Raw genomic sequence first — 19,693 nt, 5'->3', positions numbered from 1 at the left:
GGCCTTCCTCGTGCGGCGACGCTACGCGTCAACCGCTACGCGTCACGTCACGCAATGCGGTCCAGAACGATCGGGTTCGCCTTGAACTCCGTGCCCGCCGCCGCGATCTCCACGCCGCCGTCGAGCGCGGCAAGCGCGTACTCGAACTTCTCCGGCGTGTCCGTGTGCAGCGTCATCAGCGGCTGGCCCGCCGTGACGGTGTCGCCCGGCTTGGCGTGCATCTCGATGCCCGCACCGGCCTGCACCGGGTCCTCCTTGCGGGCGCGGCCGGCGCCGAGACGCCACGCCGAGACGCCCACCGCGTACGCGTCGAGCTTCGTCAGCACACCGGACTCGGTGGCCGTCACCACGTGCTGCTCGCGGGCCACCGGCAGAACGGCGTCCGGGTCACCGCCCTGGGCGATGATCATGCGACGCCAGTGGTCCATGGCCGAGCCGTCCCGCAGGGCCTTCTCCGGGTCCGCGTCGGGCAGGCCCGCCGCGGTGAGCATCTCGCGGGCCAGGGCCAGCGTCAGCTCGACGACGTCCGCCGGGCCGCCGCCCGCCAGGACCTCCACCGACTCGCGGACCTCAAGGGCGTTGCCCGCGGTGAGGCCGAGCGGGGTGGACATGTCGGTCAGCAGGGCCACGGTCTTGACGCCGTGGTCGGTGCCCAGGCCCACCATCGTGGACGCCAGCTCGCGCGCGTCCTCGATGTTCTTCATGAAGGCGCCGGAGCCGACCTTCACGTCGAGGACGAGGGAGCCGGTGCCCTCGGCGATCTTCTTGGACATGATGGAGCTGGCGATCAGCGGGATCGCCTCCACCGTGCCCGTCACGTCGCGCAGCGCGTAGAGCTTCTTGTCCGCCGGGGCCAGGCCGTCGCCGGCGGCGCAGATGACGGAGCCGACGTTGCGCAGGACGTCCATCATCTCGTCGTTGGAGAGCAGGGCCCGCCAGCCGGGGATGGACTCCAGCTTGTCGAGGGTGCCGCCGGTGTGGCCGAGGCCGCGGCCGGAGAGCTGCGGCACCGCGGCGCCGCAGGCGGCGACGAGCGGGGCCAGCGGGAGGGTGATCTTGTCGCCGACGCCGCCGGTGGAGTGCTTGTCCGAGGTCGGCATGGGCAGGGACGAGAAGTCCATGCGCTCGCCGGACTTGATCATCGCGGCGGTCCAGCGGGCGATCTCCGCGCGGTCCATGCCGTTGAGCAGGATGGCCATGGCGAGCGAGGACATCTGCTCGTCGGCGACCTCACCGCGCGTGTACGCGTCGATCATCCAGTCGATCTGCTCGTCGGTCAGACGGCCGCGGTCGCGCTTGGTGCGGATAACGGAAATGGCGTCCATCAGCACATTTTCCTTTGGGTTCGTAGTCCTCAGGTCTTTCCGGGGCCGGAAAGTGACCCGGACGGGCTGAAAGTTCAGCCCGTCCGGCGCTTGGGTACATCTTCAACGATCGAGGTCAGCGGGCCCAAACGCGTCGGGCAGCAGCTCCGCGAGCGGGCGGATGCCCTTCGTCGTGTCCACCTCCAGCTCGGGGCCGCCGTGCTCCCAGAGCAGCTGGCGGCACCGGCCGCACGGCATCAGGATGTTGCCGTGGCGGTCGCAGCAGGTGAAGTGCGTCAGGCGGCCGCCGCCCGTGGCGATCAGCTCGGAGACCATGCCGCACTCGGCGCACAGGGCGACGCCGTAGGCGGCGTTCTCCACGTTGCAGCCGGTGACGACGCGGCCGTCGTCGACCAGGGCCGCCGAGCCGACGGGGAAGCCGGAGTACGGGGCGTAGGCCCGGGACATGGCGTCCCGGGCCTGCGCGCGCAGTGCCTCCCAGTCAGGGGAGTCGGTCACTTGCCCTGGCCCTTCCGGTAGGGCTGGCCGTCGGCCTTGGGCGGCCGCAGGCGCTGTGCGGAGAGCGACAGCACCAGCAGGGTCGCGACGTACGGCGTGGCGTCGACGAACTCCAGCGGCACGGTCGTGGTGAGGACGTACCAGACGACCAGCACGGCGACGATGACCGCGCTCGCGATCGCCTGCTTGCTCTTGCCCTTCTTCAGCTGCCAGAGGACCAGGCCGACCAGCAGCACCGCGACGAGCAGCAGCAGCGCGTGGACGGTCGGGCCGCCGGAGCGCAGCTGGAGGCTGTCCATGAAGCCGAACAGGCCGGCGCCCATGGCGACGCCGCCCGGCCGCCAGTTACCGAAGATCATCGTGGCGAGACCGATGTAGCCGCGGCCGCCGGTCTGACCGTCGGAGTACATGTGCGTGCCGATGGCGAGGAACGCGCCGCCGAGGCCCGCGAGGGCACCGGAGACGACCACGGCCGCGTACTTGTAGGTGTAGACGTTGACGCCGAGGGACTCGGCCGCCACCGGGCTCTCACCGCAGGAACGCAGGCGCAGACCGAAGGCGGTGCGCCACAGCACGAAGAACGTGCCGACGAAGAGCAGCGCCGCGACGATCGTCAGCCAGGAGACCTCGGAGACCAGGCCGTCGAGGATGCCGGCGAGGTCGGAGACGAGGAACCAGTGGTGCTTCTCGATCGAGGTCAGCCAGTCGGACAGGCCGGGGATCGAGAAGGTGCCCATGTTCTCCATGACGGGCGACTGCTTGTCGTTGCCGCCCGCCTGCTGGGCCGCGCTGCCCTCGGCACCGAACCACAGCTTGGCCAGGTACTGGGTGACGCCCAGCGACAGGATGTTGATGGCCACACCGGAGATGATGTGGTCCACGTTGAAGGTGACGGTGGCGACGGCGTGGATGAGACCGCCGAGCGCACCGCCGACGATGCCGGCGGCCGCGGCGGCCCAGGGGCCGTGCTGCCAGCCGACCATGCCGGCGCTGAAGCTGCCGAGCATCATCATGCCTTCGAGGCCGATGTTGACGACACCGGCCCGCTCGGACCACAGGCCGCCGAGGCCCGCGAGGCCGATGGGCACGGCCGCGCCGAGCGCACCGCTGAACTGACCGGAGGAGGTCAGGTCGTCCGCGCCCGTGATGACGCGCAGCGCGGCCAGCAGGATCAGCGCACCGGCGATGCCGAGCATGATCACGGGGGCGGAGAGCCTGCGCTTTCCGTTGTCCTTGTTCTTGCCGCTCAGCCGCTCGGCGAGCGAGGAGGTGAAGGTCGTACTCATGCGGAAGCCTCCGCCTTGTCGCTCTTACGGGCCTGGGCGGCGAGCTCCTCGCCGACCTTGCGCTGCTGGACCTTGAGTCCGTACCGGCGCACGATCTCGTAGGCGATGACGACGCACAGGACGATGACGCCCTGGATCACGCCGACGATCTCCTGGGCGTAGCCCTCGAATTCGAGCTGGGTGCCGGTGCGCTCAAGGAAGCCCCAGAGCAGGGCCGCGAGGGCCATGCCGATGGGGTTGTTGCGGCCGAGCAGCGCGATGGCGATACCGGTGAAACCGATGCCGGTGGGGAAGTCGGTGCCGTAGTTGTACGAGACGCCGAGCAGGGTCGGCATGCCGACCAGACCGGCCATGGCGCCGGAGAGCAGCATGGAGGTGATCACCATGCGCTTGACGTTGACGCCGCTGGCCTGCGCCGCGGACTCGGACCGGCCCACGGTGCGCAGGTCGAAGCCGAAGCGGGAACGATTCAGCACGAACCAGTAGGCGAGACCGGCGATGGCCGCGACCACCACGAAGCCGTAGATGGGCTTGGGCGTGGTCGGGATCTCGAAGAAGTGCGCGGAGTCGGGCAGGTAGGGCGTGTGGATCAGGTTGCCCTCCTTCTCCGCCAGCCGGCCGTCCTGCAGGAAGTAGCCGATGACCGAGGCGCCGATGGCGTTCAGCATGATGGTGCTGATCACCTCGCTGACGCCACGGGTGGTCTTCAGCACGCCGGCGATGCCGGCCCACATCGCACCGATGATCATCGCGATGACGATGATCATCGGGATCTCGATGATGCCCGGCAGCGTCAGCGCGCCACCGACGACCGCGGCGAAGAACGCCGCGATGCGGTACTGGCCGTCGACGCCGATGTTGAACAGGTTCATCCGGAAGCCGATGGCCACCGCCAGCGCGGACAGGTAGTACGGCGTCGCCTTGTTGATGATCCAGACCTGGCTGTCGGCCTTGGAGCCGAAGTCGACCATGACCTCATAGGCGTGGAACGGGTCCTTGCCGGTGGCCGCGATGATGACCGAGGTGATGACCAGTGCGGTGACGATCGCCAGGACCGGGGCGGCGATCCCCAGGATCAGCTTGTTCTTGTCGAGCTTCTTCACTTCGTGTCACCGCCTTCCTGGTTCTCGTTCTCCTCGGTGGTCTCCGAGGACTCTTCGGTGTGCTCAAGGTGTCCGGAGGCGGCGCCGGTCATGGCCGAGCCCAGCTCCTCCGGGGTGATCGTCGCGGGGTCGGCGTCGGCGACCAGGCGGCCGCGGAACATCACCCGCAGGGTGTCGGAGAGCCCGATCAGCTCGTCCAGGTCGGCTGAGATCAGCAGGACCGCCAGGCCCTCGCGGCGCGCCTCGCGGATCTGGTCCCAGATCTGCGCCTGCGCACCGACGTCCACGCCACGGGTGGGGTGGGCGGCGATGAGCAGCTTGGGCAGGTGGCTCATCTCACGGCCGACGATCAGCTTCTGCTGGTTGCCGCCGGAGAGCGAGGCCGCGGTGACCTCGATGCCCGGGGTGCGCACGTCGTACTCGCGGACGATCCGCTCGGTGTCGGCGCGGGCGGCCTTGATGTCGATGAGGCCCTTCTTGCTGTTGGGCTTCTCGGTGACGTGGCCGAGGATGCGGTTCTCCCACAGCGGCGCCTCCAGCAGCAGGCCGTGGCGGTGGCGGTCCTCGGGGATGTACCCGATGCCGCCCTCACGGCGCTTGCGCGTCGGGGCCTGGGTGATGTCGGCACCGTCGAGGGTGACGACGCCGCCGTCCGGGTGGCGCATGCCCATGATGGCCTCGACGAGCTCGGCCTGGCCGTTGCCCTCCACGCCCGCGAGGCCGAGGACCTCGCCCTTGTGGATGGTGAAGGTGATGCCGTCCAGCACCGCGCGCACGACGCCGTCGGAGTCGGTGGCCGACAGGTGCAGGCCGTCGACGGTGAGCATCGGCGTGTCGGTGACCGTGGACTCGCGGGTCTCCGGCGAGGGCAGCTCCTCGCCGACCATCAGCTCGGCCAGCTGCTTGGGCGTGGTCTGGCTGGGGATCGCGGTGCCGACGGTGGTGCCGCGGCGGATGACGGTGATGTCGTCCGCGACGGAGAGCACCTCGCCCAGCTTGTGCGAGATGAAGATGACCGTCAGGCCCTCGGACTTGAGCTCGCGCAGGTTGTCGAACAGCGCGTCGACCTCCTGCGGGACCAGGACGGCCGTCGGCTCGTCGAGGATCAGCGTGCGGGCACCGCGGTAGAGGACCTTGAGGATCTCCACGCGCTGGCGGTCGGCGACGCCGAGGTCCTCCACGAGGACGTCCGGGCGCACACCCAGGCCGTAGGCGTCGGAGATCTCCTTGATCTTCGCGCGGGCCTTGTTCCCGATGCCGTGGAGCTTCTCGGCGCCGAGGACGACGTTCTCCAGGACGGTGAGGTTGTCGGCCAGCATGAAGTGCTGGTGCACCATGCCGATGCCGCGCGCGATGGCGTCGGCGGGCGTGTTCAGGGTGACCTGCTCGCCGTTCAGGGTGATGGTGCCCTCGTCCGGCTTCTGCATGCCGTAGAGGATCTTCATCAGGGTCGACTTGCCGGCGCCGTTCTCGCCGCACAGGGCGTGAACGGTGCCGCGGCGGACCGTGAGGTGGATGTCGTGGTTGGCCACGACGCCGGGGAACCGCTTGGTGATACCCGCGAGTTCCACCGCCGGGGCGGTACTGCTGGTTTCTGTGGTGGACGCTTTGATGGCGCACTCTCCTCGGGGAAAGGGAGCGAAGAAGTCGGCTCGGCCATGCGGGGGAACGGCGGGGCCTGCTGGGCGGGGGCGAGGCTACACGTGTCAACGGGGTGCTACGCGCGTAGCGTTGACTCGTATGTGCGGGCCCGGCGGCGAGGAGTAACCCCCGCTGCCGGGCCCGCAGTCCTTACAGGCCGGTCACTGCCGGCCCACGATCACGGGGCGGTGCGGACCTTGACCTGGCCGTCGACGATCTTCTTCTTGGCAGCGTCCAGCTGCTCCTTGATGTCGTCGATCTGACCGCCGGAGGTGGCCAGCGACACGCCGCCGTCCTTCAGCAGGTAGGCGTGCGGGCCCGTGAGCGGCTTCCCGTCCTTGACGCTCTTGATGAGGTCGAAGACCGACACGTCCACGTTCTTCACCACGGAGGTGAGGATGGCGGCCTTGTACTTGTCCAGACCCGGCTGCTGGTACTGGTCGGAGTCGACGCCGATCGCCCAGGCGCCCTTCTGGGCGGCGATGGCCTCGATCGAACCGTTGCCGGAGAGGCCGGCCGCGGTGTAGATCACGTCGACGCCCGAGTCGAGCATGCCCTTGGCCTTCTCCTTGGCGGCCGCCGGGTCGTTGAAGCCCTTGTCGTTGTTCGGGTACAGGTACTGCGACGTGACCTCGACCTTGGAGTCGGTGTCCTTCGCGCCCTGCTCGAAGCCGGCCTGGAACTTCTGGATCAGGGCGTTGTTCACGCCACCGATGAAGCCGACCTTCTTGCTCTTGGACTTCAGCGCGGCGGCGACGCCGGCGAGGTAGGAGCCCTCGTGCTCACCGAAGGTGATGCTGTCGACATTGTTGCCCGGGACAACCGAGTCGACGACCGCGAAGGTGGTCTTGGGGTAGTCCTTGGCGACCTTCTCGATCGACTTGGCGTAGCTGAAGCCGACGCCGATGACCGGGTTGTAACCCGCCTCGGCCAGCGAGTTCAGGCGCTGCTCGCGGTCGGCCTCGGTCTCGCCGTTCTTGGCGGTCATCATCTTGGTGCTGATGCCCAGCTCCTTCTCCGCCTTGTCCGCGCCACGGGCGGCGGACTCGTTGAAGGAGTGGTCGTCACGGCCGCCGACGTCGAACGCCAGGCCGGCGCCCTTGCCCTTGCCGCCACCGGACTCGGTCGAGGACTCACCGCAGGCGGTGAGAGTGAATGCAAGAGCCGCGGTGGTGATGCCCGCGACAGCGATAGTGGATACCCGGCGCACGAGGGGCCCCTTCACTCGAAGCGCCTCCATTGGCGCTGGTTCGCGGGAATCGTAACGCGCGTAGATGCAGATAAAAGGGGTACCTGAAAGCCGTTATCGGATCGTCGCGAACCAGTCTTGACCAAACCGTCTACATTCGGTTGCCGTCCAGCAGAGCCGCGGCCGTGAAGAGCTCCACCCCCACCTCGATCGCGTGCTCGTCGACGTCGAAATCGCCGCAATGCAGGTCACGGCGGGTGTTATCACCCACCGGGCGGACGCCCAACCGGGCCATCGCCCCGGGGACGTGCTCCAGGTACCACGAATAGTCTTCGCCACCCAGGCTCTGCTCGGTGTCCTCCACCGCGTACCGCCCGCGCCGCGTCGCCATGGCCCGCCGCAGCAGCCCCGTGACCTCGGGATCGTTGACCACGGGGGGCACGCCCCGGATGTAGTTGATCTCCGATTTGGCCCGGTGCAGCGTAGCGATCTCGTCGACCGCGGCGTGCACCAGGTCGGGGGCCTCGCGCCAGGTGTGCAGGTCCAGGCAGCGGACGGTGCCGGCGAGCTCGGCGTGCTGCGGGATCACGTTGCAGGCGTGGCCGGTTTCCAGCCGTCCCCAGGTGACCGAGAGCCCCGAGCGGGCGTCGGCGCGCCGGGCGATCAGCGCGGGGACGTCCGTGGCGACCCGGGCGACGGCGGTCACCAGGTCGGTGGTCAGGTGCGGACGGGCGGTGTGGCCGCCGGCGCCGGCGAGGCTGACCTCCAGCCGGTCACAGGCGGAGGTGATGGCTCCGGTACGCAGCCCGATCTTGCCGACCTCGACCTTGGGGTCGCAGTGCACGGCCAGGATCCGGCCGACCCCGTCCAGCGCCCCGCACTCGATGGCGTCCAGGGCGCCGCCGGGCAGCACCTCCTCGGCGGGCTGGAAGATCAGCCGCACGGGGTTGGGCAGCAGCCCCTGCTCGGCCAGGTCGGCGAGGACGAGGCCGGCGCCCAGGACGACGGTGGTGTGCACGTCGTGGCCGCAGGCGTGGGCCATCTTGGGGATCGTCGAGCGGTACGGGACGGTCTTGGTGTCCGGGATGGGCAGCGCGTCGAGGTCGGCGCGCAGGGCGAGCACCGGGCGGCCGGCGGAGGCGTACGACGCGCCGTCCCGGCCGATGTCGCAGACCAGCCCCGTGCCCCCGGCGAGCGTGCGCGGTCTGAGCCCGGCCTTCTCCAGCCTCGCCCGTACCGCCGCGGTGGTACGGAACTCGCGGTTGCCCAGCTCGGGGTGCATGTGCAAGTCCCGCCGGAACGCGATGAGTTCGGCACGCAGTCCGGAGGGGAGCACGCCGGGCAGTTCACCTTCGACGGTTTCGGAGTCGGCTTCGCAGGGCATCAGATGGTTCACCCTGCGAAGGGTAGAGCCCCGGATGGGGCAACTGTCCTTCAATCAAGAAAAGTTCAGCCGCATGGATGGGTCGGCAGAGGGGTATGACCCGTATTTACGGCGTACCTTCGGCGACACGCCCCGCCGGAACGGGCACGTGCGGCAGCCGCCGTACTTCGCGCGCGGTGCCGGTGACCCCGGCCAGGAAGCCCTCGGCACGGGGCGAGGCGTGCTCGGTGAGCCAGCTGGGGTCGATGTCGCAGACCGCTACGCTCACCCCTGTGCCCGCGAGGGCCAGCGGCAGGGTGTGCACGACGGTGGAGGGGAAGCTCAGGACCGTACGGCCGGTGGGGCCGCGCCGGGCGACCAGCTCCAGCGGCAGCTCGGGCCGGACGACCTGCAGGCCCAGCCGGGCCGCTATGCGGTGCAGCTTGTCGGCGCCCTCACGGCGGTGGGCGAAGTAGCGGGTGGCGCCGTGGGCCAGGGCGAGGGCGGCGACGGCGTCCAGATAGCGCTCGGGATCGACCACCCCGGTCTCGACGAGCGAGGTGCCCACGAGGTCGGTGCCACGGGTGAGGCGGGGCGGGCCGTACGTGGCGCGGGTCCAGGCGAAGTCGTTGGCCGTGACCGTCACTCCGGGTGGCGGTTCGACGGGCATGGAGGTGAAGACCTCCACCGCACGGCGCTCGTTCGGCGTGAACTTGCGGCGCACTGATGCGGATACCGGCGCGAAGACGAGATCACGCGCCCCGGGTCGTGCGCGGTCCGTCTGGCGGTGCCACCGCACGAGCCGTTCGCCCCGGGCCAGTTGGGAGACGAACTCCATGGTCGCGGTGCCGTCGTCCACGACGACGAGTTCGCGGGCGCGGGTGATGGTGAGCAGCAGCTGCACGTAACGCGAGAACGGATCGCCGATGACCACGCGCCGGGCCCTGCGCAGCGGGCCGGCGAGCGAGCCGACGGTGTGGAGCGGCGCCCCGGGGCCGCCCCGGGCCTCCTCCCAGCGCAGCCGGTGCCCCTGGTCGCGGGCCAGTTCGGCCATCCGGCGCAGCTGGCCGCGGGTCATGGGGTCACGGGGGGCCAGGACGACGACGAGCAGGTCGCCGGCGAGCGGGGTGATGTCCCGGCGTTCCGGCTGGCGGGGCACTCCGTCGCACAGCGGGGGCGCCTCGGCGCGCGGAGCGGACGCGGGGGCGTCGCGGCGGGCGGTGCAGTACGCCCATTCGAGGACGTTCAGCAGCTGCACCGGGCTCTCGACGAAGGCCAGCGTGGGGGCCGGCGCTTCCTTCGCGCCCCGGAGGCGGCGGGCGGGAGCACCCGCCGCCTCCGGGGGCGGGCCGGGGACCGGCCCCTCGGGGGTGGTCACCGCGCGGCCCGTCAGACCGCGACGGGTTCGCGGTCGCCGGCCTCGGCGACGACCCCCGCCACGCGGCGCAGCTTCCGCATCGGGCCCAGCTCGCTGTCGTACACCCGCTTGATGCCGTCGCCCAGCGACTCCTCGACGACGCGGATGTCGCGCACGAGCCGCTGGAGTCCGCCGGGTTCGACGGAAGCGGCCTGGTCGGAGCCCCACATGGCACGGTCGAGGGTGATGTGGCGCTCGACGAAGGAGGCCCCCAGGGCGACGGCGGCGAGGGTGGTCTGCAGGCCCGTCTCGTGGCCGGAGTAACCGATGGGGACGTTGGGGTACTCGGCCATGAGGGTGTTGATCACGCGGAGGTTGAGCTCGGCGGCCCTGGCCGGGTAGGTGGAGGTGGCGTGGCAGAGCACGATGTTGTCGCTGCCGAGCACCTCGACCGCGTGCCGGATCTGCCGCGGGGTGGACATGCCGGTGGAGAGGACGATGGTGCGGCCGGTGGCGCGCAGCGCGCGCAGCAGCTCGTCGTCGGTGAGGGAGGCCGAGGCGACCTTGTGCGCGGGGACGTCGAACTTCTCCAGGAAGGCGACGGACCCGGTGTCCCAGGGGGAGGCGAACCAGGCGATGTCGCGGGTGCGGCAGTGTTCGTCGATCGCGCGGTACTCCTCCTCGCCGAACTCGACGCGGTGGCGGTAGTCGATGTACGTCATCCGGCCCCAGGGCGTGTCGCGTTCGAGCTGCCACTGGTCACGCGGCGTGCAGACCTCGGGGGTGCGCTTCTGGAACTTCACGGCGTCGCAGCCGGCGTCGGCGGCGGCGTCGATCAGGGCGAGGGCGTGGTCGAGGTCGCCGTTGTGGTTGATGCCGATCTCACCGGTGATGTAGACGGGGTGGCCGGGGCCCACGGGGCGGTTGCCGAGGACGCGGGTGCGGGTGACGCTGCGCGGGGCGGAGGTCATGAGGAGGCTGTTCCTTCGCGGGAGGGGAGGGACGGGGGCGGGCGGGACGGGACGAGCGGGAGGGCCCGGCCGGTGTCTCACGGGGCGCGGCGCGGGCCGGGGGCGGTGGGGAGGCCGCCGTCGAGGGCCGCGCCGAGGAGCCAGCCGGCGATCTCGCGGACGGCACCGCTGCCGCCGGGCGTGGCGGTCACGGCCCGGGCGGCGGCGCGCACCGGGCCGTGGGCGTCGGCGACGGCCACGGGCCAGCCGACGAGGCCGAAGCAGGACAGGTCGTTGACGTCGTTACCGGCGTAGAGCACCCGTTCGGGGGCGATGCCGCGTTCCTCGCACCACCGTTTGAGCGCGAGGTCCTTGCGCTCGCTGCCGTGGATCACGGGCACGCCGAGCTTGCGGCCCCGGGCGGCGACCACGGGGTTGGTCTCGGTGGAGAGGATCAGCAGCTCCAGTCCGGCCCGGCGCAGCGCGGCGACGCCGAGCCCGTCGCCGCGGTGCACGGCCACGAGTTCGCGCCCTTCGGCGTCGATGAGGACGCGGTCGTCGGTCTGGGTGCCGTCGAAGTCCAGGACGACGGCGTCGACGTCCTGCCGCGCGGGCAGGGCGGCGGGCTCGGCGTCGAGCAGGGGCGCGAGTGCGCGGGCGCGGGCGAGGTCGTGCGGGTCGTCGATCTCCAGGACGCGGGCGGCGTCGGTGTGGACGAGCTGGGTGCGGCCGAAGAAGCGGTGGCGGGTGGTGCGGAAGCCGGTGGCTTCCATGGCGTAGGCGGCGCCGGTCTCCAGGAGGTCCTGGGGGCGGTCCTGGCGGCGGGGGCGGTGGGCGGTGTCGTGGTTGACCCCGGTCCCGCCCGCACATCCCAGCCCCTCCGGCGTTCGAGGAGCGGGGTCCGGGGCGGAGCCCGCCGCACATCCCAGCCCCTCCGGCGTTCGAGGAGCGGGGTCCGGGGCGGAGCCCCGGGGAACGGGGGAAGGGCGGGGCTGGGGAATCCCGTCGCAGGCGGCCTCGGCCCCCGCCGCCTCCTCCCGCCACACGAAGCCGTGGAACGGGGCAACGGTCAGCGCACTGTCCGCCCCACCCTCCACGACCGCCGCGGCCACCCCGTCCACATCCCCCGCCGTGAGAAACGGACTGGTGCACTGCACCAACAAAACCGTGCCCACCCGGCGGTCGCCCCGCGCCTCGTACGCGTCCATCGCATGCAGCACCGCCGCCTCACTCGTCGCCGTGTCCCCCGCGATCGCCCCAGGCCGCTGCACCACCTCCGCCCCCGCGCTCCGGGCCGCCGCCGCGATCGCCGGGTCGTCCGTCGAGACGACCACGTCCGTGACCAGCCGTGCCGCGCGGCAGGCGCGTACCGCCCGGGCGACGAGCGGGACGCCACCGACGGCGGCGAGGTTCTTGGAGGGCACGCCCTTGGAGCCGCCGCGGGCGGGGATGACGGCCAGGACGGCCGGTGGAACGGACATGGTGTCCTCCTGGGTCACAGCTCCCCCAGCCGGCGGATGACGGGCGCCACACGCTGCACGCCGTGCCGGTACGCGCCACGGGCCGCGTCCCGCAGGGCGGTGCGCGTGGCGCGGCGCAGGGCGTTCTCCTCGCGGGCGGGGGTCGCGCGCCCGGGCAGGGGGCGGCCCTCGGGGTCGAAGCCGTGGCGGGCGAGGATCGCGGGGAGGTAGCCGGGGGCGGTGCGGGCGGTGTAGTAGGGGGCGAGCGGGGGCAGGGCGGGGCGGGCGGCGAGGGCGGCGATGCGCTCGCGTGCCGCGTCGAAGGCGTGCGCGTACGAGCCGTCCGGTGCGACGCCCTGGCGGGCGGTCCAGCGGGGGTCGGGCTCGGGCAGGCGGCCGGCGTCGAGCTCGTCCCAGGAGGCCAGGCAGCCGGAGCCGAGGAAGTGGTGGTTGCCGAGCGGCTCGCGGATGCCGAGGTCGGTCAGGACGGCGGTCGGCACGGCGCGGTGGAGGGATTCCAGGGCTGCGGTGGAACTGACGGTGACCAGCAGGTCGGTACGGTCCAGGACCTCGCCCATGTGCCCGTACACCAGGCGGCAGTTGGGCGGCAGGCCGCCGGGGACGCGGGCGGTCAGCTTCTGGTACGGGTGTTCCTCGATGTGCGTGGTGTGCTCGCCGGGGCGGCTGCGGAGCTTGACCAGGACCTCGCGCCGGGGGTGCAGACGGGCGTGGCGGGCCGCGCGTTCGAGCAGGTAGAGCCGGTCGGCGCGGCCGTCCGGCACGGACGGCTGGGCGGCGAACACCACGGTGTACGGCCGTTCCGGGGACGGCCCGGCGTACCGCTCGCCGTCGAGGAAGGGCAGCGCGCACTCGGTGACGCCGTCGTCCGGGGCGCCGGCTCCGGCGTACACGGCGCGGAAACGCTCGGCGTCGTCACGGGAGTTGGCGAGGACGACGTCCGCGCCGTGCCGCAGCAGCAGGCCGTCGGCGAGCTTCTCGTACACGACGCCGACGTAGCCGGTGACGACGACGGGGCGGGCGGGTGCGGTGGCCCAGGCGTGCCGGAGCCCGTGCAGTACGGCCTGCACCGCGCCCCCGACGCAGGCGAGCACGACGACGTCGTACCGCTCCCGGCCGGCGGTGGCGACGAACTGCGCGCCCGTGACCTCGCGCAGCGCGTCCGTGCGGACGCCGACCTCGGCGAGCTGGCGGACCGTGGGGGTCGCACGTCCCCTCAGCAGGTAGCCGTCGAGGGGACCGCCGGGGGCGAGCCGGTGCGCGGTGAGCGCCCCCCACTTCCACCGGGTGTCGGAGTCCGCGAGCACGGCGACCCGCGGTGGGGTTTCGGTACGTGATGGCACGTCGCCGACGATAGAAATCCATTCCGTTTGGCTGCCCAACGGGACTTCAACATCCGGTAAACAGCTCACCGACGGTCGGCGAATCGGTTGACGGGAAAGGCGGTTCATCGATCCGCCGTGCTTCGTTCACCTTCACTTACACCCTGCGTCAGGGCGAATGCCGGAGGGGCGCATAGCGTCACGCGCGTGGTCAAGCTCTCCGTCGTCGTGCCGTTCTTCAACGTGCAGACATATGCGCCCGACACCTTGCGAAGCCTGTGCGCGAACGCGCGTGAGGACTTCGAATTCATTCTCGTCGACGACTGTTCGACGGACGGCACGCCGGACCTCCTGGAGCGTGCCGGGCGCGAGGTGCCGGGGGCGGTGCTGGTGCGCCGTGCGGCGAACGGGGGGCTGGCCACCGCCCGCAACAGCGGGCTGGACGTGGCGCGCGGGGAGTACGTGACGTTCCTCGACGGCGACGACTGGCTGGCGCCGGGCCACTGCGCCCGGCTGCTGGCGGCGATCGAGGGGCTGGGCGTGGACTTCGTCCGCACCGATCACGTGCAGTGCACGGGGAGGGTGCGGACGGTCCACCGGGTGCCGGTCGGCCGGCGCGGGCAGGTGGTGCGGCCGCGCGAGGCGATCCTGCCGGCCGACCGTTCGACGTCCGTGGACTATCCGTACGCGTGGGCCGGCGTCTACCACCGCCGGCTGCTGGAGCGGGGTCTGCTGCACTTCCGGGACGGGCTGCGCACCGCCGAGGACAGGCCGTGGATCTGGCGGCTGCACCGCGAGGCGGATTCCTTCGCCGCCGTCGGACTGCTCGGCGTCTTTTACCGCCGCGGGGTCGCCACGTCACTCACCCAAATCGGTGATGTGCGGCAGCTGGATTTCCTCCGTGCATTCGATCAAGTAATTGACGAAACGGCGTGCGATCCGGACGCGGAAAATCTCCTGCCGAAGGCCGTCCGGACATATTGCGCCATCATGGCGCACCATCTCGGATCCATCGAACGATTCGAACCCGCGGTCGCCAGAACATTGCGTTCGAGAAGTGCGGAGGCACTCCGGCGGCTGCCCGGGGACCTTCTCCAGGACGCCCTGGACGCGATGGACGAGGACCGCGCCGCCCGGCTGCGCAGGCTGCGCCGCCGGCCAGGGCGGCCCGCGGCGGCGGGGGTGGCCGTCCGATGACCGCTCGCCGCAGCACGCAGATCCTGCTCGCCTCGACGCTCTACGGGGCCGCCACACTGGCCGCTGCGATCGACGCCGGGCTGCTGCCCGCGGCCGACCGCAGGCTGCTGCTCGTCGCCAACACCGCGGCCGTCCCGGAGACCACCCCCGCCCTCGACGAGATGCCCGGCTTCGGGCTGCTGCGCGCACGCTTCGACGGGGTGCTGTCCTGGAACGAGACCATCAGCCCCTTCCACCCCACCGGCTGGTCCCCGCGCCCCGACGACGCGCCGCTGTGGGAGCGGCACCTGCGGCTGCTGTGGGGCCTCGGGGAGGACGAGGTGACGATCGTCCTGGAGTCCATCCAGGTCAACCCGGCCCTCGCCCTGTCCCAGCTGTTCCCCGACGCGCCCCTGGAGGTCTACGCGGACGGGCTGATGAGCTACGGGCCCACACGCAGCAAGCTGGACCCGCTGATCGGCACGCGCGTGCGCCGGCTGCTCCACCTGGACCTGGTCCCCGGCCTGGAGCCGCTGCTGCTGCAGGAGTTCGGGGTCACCGCGCAGGTCGTGCCGGGCGTGGCGTTCACCAAGGTGCTCGCCGAGCTGGCGGACGCGGCCGGCGAGGCCCTGCCCCGCATCCCCGAGGGAGCGGCGCTGCTGCTCGGCCAGTACTTGTCGGCGCTGGACATCCTCACGCCCGAGGAGGAGGAGCGGCTGCACGTGCGGATGCTGCGCGGCGCGGTCGGGCGCGGCCATCGCGAGCTGGTCTTCAAGCCCCATCCGTCGGCGCCGGCCCGCTGGTCGCAGCTGCTGGAGGAGGAGGCGGACCGGCTCGGCGCGACGCTGACCGTCCTGCGGACGCCGGTGCTGGCCGAGGTGGTCTACCAGCGGCTGCGGCCCGCGCTCGTCGTGGCCTGCTTCTCCACCGCGCTGCTGACGGCGCGCACCTTCTACGGGCTGCCGGTCGCCCGGGCCGGCACGGATCTGCTGCTGGAGCGGCTGGTCCCGTACCAGAACAGCAACCGCGTGCCGGTGACGCTCGTCGACGCGCTGCTGCCCGGGCTCGCCGAGGCGGACGGGCCGCCCGGCGACCCGGACCACGTGGGCGGGCTGCTCGCGGCCGTCGGCTATGCGATGCAGCCCCAGGTCAACCCGGGGCTGCGCCCGGCTGCCGAACGCTACCTGGCCGCGCGCCTGGACGCCCGCACGTGGCGCTACTTCAAGCGCCGCCGGCTGACCGTGCTGGCCCTGCCCGGGGCGGTCCCCGCCCAGCTGGGGTTCCTGGCGCGGGGCCGCGCGGTGCGCCGCGTGGCCCGCCGGGCGCGGGCGCTGCACAGGCGCCTGGCGGTGCGCCTTCCCGGGCAGCGGACGGCCGGCCGGCGCCCTCCGGGCGTGCCGGCCCGCGGCCGTGGCGGCGCGCGGTGAGGCCCGGCGCGGGCCTCACCGCGGCCGCGCGGGGTGCCGTTCCCACACGGGTGAACGGCGACGGCGCGTCGCTGCCGGAGCCCGGCGGCGGGCGGGCGCGGGAGGGATCGGGCGGGCGGCTGCGGGCCCTGGACGGGTTACGGCTGCTGGCGGCGCTGATGGTGGCGGCGTACCACTACGGCGGGCGGGACGGCGACGTCAGCCGGGCGTGGGGTGCTTCGCCGCGGCACGAGTTCCCGCACCTGTCCGCGGCGTTCGCCTACGGCTGCCTGGGCGTGCAGATCTTCTTCGTCATCAGCGGCTTCGTGATCTGCATGAGCGGCTGGGGCCGTCCGCTGCGGTCGTTCGCCGCCTCCCGCGCCGCGCGCCTCTATCCCGCCTACTGGGCCGCCATCGCGCTGGTCACGCTGGTGTTCGCACTGCCGTGGGTGACGTACCGGACGGTGTCGGCGAGCGACACGCTCGTCAACCTGACGATGCTGCAGCAGCCGGCCGGGGCGGAGCGGGTGCTGGGGGTGTGCTGGACGCTGTGGGCGGAGGTGCGCTTCTACGCGTTGTTCGCGCTGTGCGTGGTGCTGCCGGGGGCGACGCGGCGGCGGGTGGTGCTGTTCTGCGCGGTGTGGACGCTGATGACGGTGATCACCACGGCGTCGCACGTGGAGTTCCTGCGGGTGGTGTTCATGCCGGAGTACGCGTCGTTCTTCATCGGCGGCATCGGCCTGTACCTCGTCCACCGCTTCGGGAACGACGCTCTCGCCTGGGGCATCGTGGCGGTGAGCTTCCTGCTGGGCCAGCACTACGCGGTGGCGGGGCTGTGGCACCCGCCGAACCCGCACTACTTCTCCTACCGCTCCCCGTACGTCATCATCGCCGTGCTCGCGCTGGGCTACGCCGCCGTGGCGGCGGTGGCGACGGGCCGGACGGGCTGGGCGAACTGGCGGTGGCTGCCGTTCGCGGGGGCGCTGACGTACCCCTTCTACCTCGTGCACGAGCACCTGGGGTGGGTCGTGATCGGCGCCCTGCACCGGGGGCTCGGCATCCCCTCGTACGCGGCGTTCGCCCTGACGGTGCTGGTGATGCTGGCGCTGGCCTGGGCGCTCCACCGCTGGGTGGAGCGCCGCTTCACGCCCGTGCTGCGCAGGTCACTGGGCGGTGGCGCCGCTTCCACCGGTGTCGGGGGCCGGGGCGCGGCGGGCGGGCCGCATTAGCGTCACGTCGACGCCCGCGACGATCGCGGCCAGGCTCTCCTCGAAGCCCTTGTCGAGGTCGCCGAAGAACTCCCAGCCGGCCTGGCCGGCCAGGGGATAGCCCTCCATGCGGTGGGCGCGGCCGTCCGGTTCGTACGCCGGGTCGCGGCTGCCGCCGGGCAGCGGGTAGACGGACTGCTCCTCGATGACGTAGCCGACCGCGAAGGTGTGGGCGGTGAACCAGGCGCGGGCCCCGCTGTGCACGGAGGCGCCCTCGCCCGTCCACACCTCCAGGAACCGCTCCAGCGGTATCGCGTGGTGGTTCGCGGTGAAGCGCGTGCCGCTGAAGACCTTCGCGCCGTCGCGGTAGTCGAGCAGGGTGCGGCGCGTGACGCGGGCGGACGCGGCCAGGTACTCCTGCCACGTGGCGGCCTCGATGCCCTCCAGCGGTTCGAGCATGCGCCGCATGAGCTCGGTGGCCATCTCGTCGAGCAGTTCCTGCTTGTTCTTGAAGTGCCAGTACAGGGCCGGCGCCTGGACGTTCAGCTCGTTGGCGATGCGCCGGAGGGCGAGCCCTTCGAGCCCCACGTCGTTCAGCACTTGGAGCGCGGTGTCGGCGACCCGCGAACGGTCCAGTCTCCCCAGTCGAGTTCCCACGCTTGACAGCTTAACGGCGTTCAGGCCACGCTGAACACCATGCACTTAACAGCGTTAAGGGGGGCCGCATGAACATCGACACGTACAACGGCACGACCACTGGCACCAGCACCGGCACCGACACGGGCGGCAGGGGGGCGGACGGGGGCTCCGGCACGGAAGTGCTGATCGTGGGCGCGGGTCCCACCGGGCTCGTCCTGGCCATCGATCTCGCCCGGCGCGGCGTCCGCCACCGCATCGTCGACCGCGAGTCCCGCGGCTTCCCGGGCTCACGGGGAACAGGCCTGCAGCCGCGCAGCCTTGAGGTCTTCGAGGACCTGGGCGTGCTGTCCGCCCTCCAGGAGGCGGGCGGGCCGTGCCCGCCGATGATGAGCTGGGACGGCGCCACCCGCCTGGGGGAGTGGGAGCTGGTCGAGCGCGCCGCCCCCTCGCCCACGGTGCCGTACGGCGAGATCCTGATGCTGCCTCAGTGGCGCACGGTCGAGATCCTCGGCGCGCGCCTGGCGGAGCTGGGCGGTCATGTCGACTACGACACCGAGCTGACGGACTTCGCGCAGGACGCCGACGGCGTCACCGCCACCCTCACGGGCGCGGACGGCAGGCGGGAGACGCTGCGGGCGGCCTACCTGGTCGGCACCGACGGCGGGCGCAGCACCGTGCGCCGGGCGCTGGGCATCGACTTCGAGGGGGAGGTCGTCGACCCCCGCCCCGTCCTGCTGGCGGACGCCTTCGTGGAGGGGATCGAGCGCACGCACTGGCACATCTGGCCCACGGCGCCGGGCGGGACGCTGATGCTGCGCCCCCTGGAGGGCGCGGAGACGTTCCAGTTCATGGCCCGTTTCGACGAGGAAGGCCAGGAGCCGGACGCGGAGCGGGACGGCACTTCCGAGGCGCTGCAGCGGCTGCTTGAGGAGCGGACGGGGCGCACGGACCTGCGGGTCGGCGCGGTGACGTGGACCTCGACGTTCCGGGCGCGTGCCGCGATGGCGGTGCGGTTCCGCGAGGGCCGTGTCTTCCTCGCCGGGGACGCGGCGCACGTCCACTCCCCCGCGGGCGGCCAGGGCCTGAACACCAGCATGCAGGACGCCTACAACCTGGGCTGGAAGCTCGACGCGGTGCTGCGCCGGAGCGCGCCGGACGCCCTGCTCGACACCTACGACGCGGAGCGGCGCGAGGTGGCGGCCGGCGTGCTGGGCCTGAGCACCCGCGTCCACCGCCGCGACCAGGGCGGGGACGGCACGGAGGGCCGCCCCCGCCGGGGCCCCGAGACGCACCAGCTCACCATCGGCTACCCCACCAGCCCGCTGACCCGCGAGCTGCGCCGGGAGGTTGCGGAGGGTGCCCTGCGGGCCGGGGACCGGGCGCCGGACGCGCCGTGCAAGGACCCTGCGGGGGCCACGGTCCGGCTCTTCGACGCCTTCCGCGGGCCGCAGTTCACGCTGCTGGCCGTGGGCTACGAGGGCGGGCTGCCGCCCGTCGACGGCGGTCTGGTGCGGACGTGCCGCGTCGAGGGCCCGGCGCCCGACCTGCGGGATCCGGACGGCCACGCCCACGACGCGTACGGCGGCGGGCTGTTCCTGATACGGCCCGACGGGTACGTCGGCCTGGCGACCGGCGACCCGGCGGACGTGAGCGCGTATCTGGCGGCGGTCACCGGCTAGGTGTATTGATCACGAGCGTTGTTGACAGTCGTGGGTCTTGTTCATGGCGAAGACCTCCGGTGTGGTGGAGGTG

The 19,693-nt window shown here is 72.0% G+C and carries 16 protein-coding genes; 4 read left to right on the top strand and 12 right to left on the bottom strand.

The window, feature by feature from the left end; translation table 11 throughout:
• Positions 1-47 precede the first annotated feature (47 nt).
• The 11 genes from IE182_RS30345 to IE182_RS30295 form a co-directional block, all read right to left on the bottom strand.
• Positions 48-1,331, bottom strand: coding sequence for a thymidine phosphorylase (locus tag IE182_RS30345; protein WP_190113197.1), 1,284 nt, complete (start codon positions 1,329-1,331; stop codon positions 48-50).
• A gap of 96 nt (positions 1,332-1,427) precedes the next feature.
• A complete protein-coding gene (locus IE182_RS30340) occupies positions 1,428-1,823 on the bottom strand; it encodes a cytidine deaminase (RefSeq protein ID WP_190113196.1) in 396 nt (131 codons plus the stop codon).
• Positions 1,820-3,109, bottom strand: a complete 1,290-nt coding sequence (locus tag IE182_RS30335) for an ABC transporter permease (RefSeq protein ID WP_190113195.1) — start codon at positions 3,107-3,109, stop codon at positions 1,820-1,822. Before IE182_RS30335 ends, IE182_RS30340 begins: the two co-directional genes overlap by 4 nt.
• Complete coding sequence (locus tag IE182_RS30330; RefSeq protein ID WP_190113194.1) at positions 3,106-4,212, bottom strand: ABC transporter permease; 1,107 nt, start codon at positions 4,210-4,212, stop codon at positions 3,106-3,108. Before IE182_RS30330 ends, IE182_RS30335 begins: the two co-directional genes overlap by 4 nt.
• Positions 4,209-5,783 carry an ABC transporter ATP-binding protein gene (locus IE182_RS30325; RefSeq protein WP_190113193.1) on the bottom strand — a complete coding sequence of 525 codons (1,575 nt, stop codon included), beginning with the start codon at positions 5,781-5,783 and terminating at the stop codon, positions 4,209-4,211. Before IE182_RS30325 ends, IE182_RS30330 begins: the two co-directional genes overlap by 4 nt.
• Positions 5,784-6,031: 248 nt before the next feature.
• Positions 6,032-7,063 carry a BMP family lipoprotein gene (locus IE182_RS30320; RefSeq protein WP_190113192.1) on the bottom strand — a complete coding sequence of 344 codons (1,032 nt, stop codon included), beginning with the start codon at positions 7,061-7,063 and terminating at the stop codon, positions 6,032-6,034.
• A 130-nt stretch (positions 7,064-7,193) separates the two neighbouring features.
• Positions 7,194-8,426: an amidohydrolase gene (locus IE182_RS30315; protein ID WP_190113207.1), complete on the bottom strand. Its 1,233-nt coding sequence runs from the start codon at positions 8,424-8,426 to the stop codon at positions 7,194-7,196.
• Positions 8,427-8,532: 106 nt separating this feature from the next.
• On the bottom strand, positions 8,533-9,783 hold the full coding sequence (locus tag IE182_RS30310; protein WP_373303644.1) for a hypothetical protein: 1,251 nt from the start codon (positions 9,781-9,783) through the stop codon (positions 8,533-8,535).
• A gap of 11 nt (positions 9,784-9,794) precedes the next feature.
• Positions 9,795-10,733 (bottom strand): N-acetylneuraminate synthase family protein, encoded by a 939-nt coding sequence (locus IE182_RS30305; RefSeq protein ID WP_190113191.1) that lies wholly within the window; start codon positions 10,731-10,733, stop codon positions 9,795-9,797.
• Between the two features lie 77 nt (positions 10,734-10,810).
• Entirely contained in the window at positions 10,811-12,193 is a 1,383-nt protein-coding gene (locus IE182_RS30300; protein ID WP_190113190.1) for an acylneuraminate cytidylyltransferase, read from the bottom strand.
• Between the two features lie 14 nt (positions 12,194-12,207).
• A complete protein-coding gene (locus IE182_RS30295; RefSeq protein ID WP_190113205.1) occupies positions 12,208-13,497 on the bottom strand; it encodes a DUF6716 putative glycosyltransferase in 1,290 nt (429 codons plus the stop codon).
• Between the two features lie 222 nt (positions 13,498-13,719).
• On the opposite strand from IE182_RS30295, the gene IE182_RS30290 reads away from it, so the two are divergent.
• Genes IE182_RS30290 through IE182_RS30280 form a run of 3 tightly spaced genes read left to right on the top strand, consistent with a single transcriptional unit; the run spans position 13,720 to position 17,323 of the window.
• On the top strand, positions 13,720-14,709 hold the full coding sequence (locus IE182_RS30290; protein WP_190113189.1) for a glycosyltransferase family 2 protein: 990 nt from the start codon (positions 13,720-13,722) through the stop codon (positions 14,707-14,709).
• On the top strand, positions 14,706-16,115 hold the full coding sequence (locus IE182_RS30285; protein WP_190113188.1) for a polysialyltransferase family glycosyltransferase: 1,410 nt from the start codon (positions 14,706-14,708) through the stop codon (positions 16,113-16,115). Before IE182_RS30290 ends, IE182_RS30285 begins: the two co-directional genes overlap by 4 nt.
• Before the next feature lie 50 nt (positions 16,116-16,165).
• Complete coding sequence (locus tag IE182_RS30280; protein ID WP_373303643.1) at positions 16,166-17,323, top strand: acyltransferase family protein; 1,158 nt, start codon at positions 16,166-16,168, stop codon at positions 17,321-17,323.
• On the opposite strand, the gene IE182_RS30275 is transcribed toward IE182_RS30280, so the two are convergent.
• Positions 17,258-17,959: a TetR/AcrR family transcriptional regulator C-terminal domain-containing protein gene (locus tag IE182_RS30275; protein WP_190113187.1), complete on the bottom strand. Its 702-nt coding sequence runs from the start codon at positions 17,957-17,959 to the stop codon at positions 17,258-17,260. The two genes, IE182_RS30280 and IE182_RS30275, sit on opposite strands and share 66 nt — an antisense overlap.
• Before the next feature lie 68 nt (positions 17,960-18,027).
• On the opposite strand from IE182_RS30275, the gene IE182_RS30270 reads away from it, so the two are divergent.
• Positions 18,028-19,620, top strand: a complete 1,593-nt coding sequence (locus IE182_RS30270; RefSeq protein ID WP_190113186.1) for an FAD-dependent monooxygenase — start codon at positions 18,028-18,030, stop codon at positions 19,618-19,620.
• The last annotated feature ends 73 nt before the right edge of the window (positions 19,621-19,693 follow it).

The organism is Streptomyces cinnamoneus, assembly GCF_014650495.1.
Taxonomy (GTDB): domain Bacteria; phylum Actinomycetota; class Actinomycetes; order Streptomycetales; family Streptomycetaceae; genus Streptomyces; species Streptomyces cinnamoneus.
This window is presented reverse-complemented; position numbering and strand designations above follow the sequence as displayed.

Bases quoted from the DNA above. Each gene is read 5' to 3' on its own strand.
- IE182_RS30335 (WP_190113195.1), bottom strand. From the start codon at position 3,109: ATGAGTACGACCTTCACCTCCTCGCTCGCCGAGCGGCTGAGCGGCAAG.
- IE182_RS30315 (WP_190113207.1), bottom strand. From the start codon at position 8,426: ATGCCCTGCGAAGCCGACTCCGAAACCGTCGAAGGTGAACTGCCCGGC.
- IE182_RS30305 (WP_190113191.1), bottom strand. From the start codon at position 10,733: ATGACCTCCGCCCCGCGCAGCGTCACCCGCACCCGCGTCCTCGGCAAC.
- IE182_RS30300 (WP_190113190.1), bottom strand. From the start codon at position 12,193: ATGTCCGTTCCACCGGCCGTCCTGGCCGTCATCCCCGCCCGCGGCGGC.
- IE182_RS30285 (WP_190113188.1), top strand. From the start codon at position 14,706: ATGACCGCTCGCCGCAGCACGCAGATCCTGCTCGCCTCGACGCTCTAC.
- IE182_RS30270 (WP_190113186.1), top strand. From the start codon at position 18,028: ATGAACATCGACACGTACAACGGCACGACCACTGGCACCAGCACCGGC.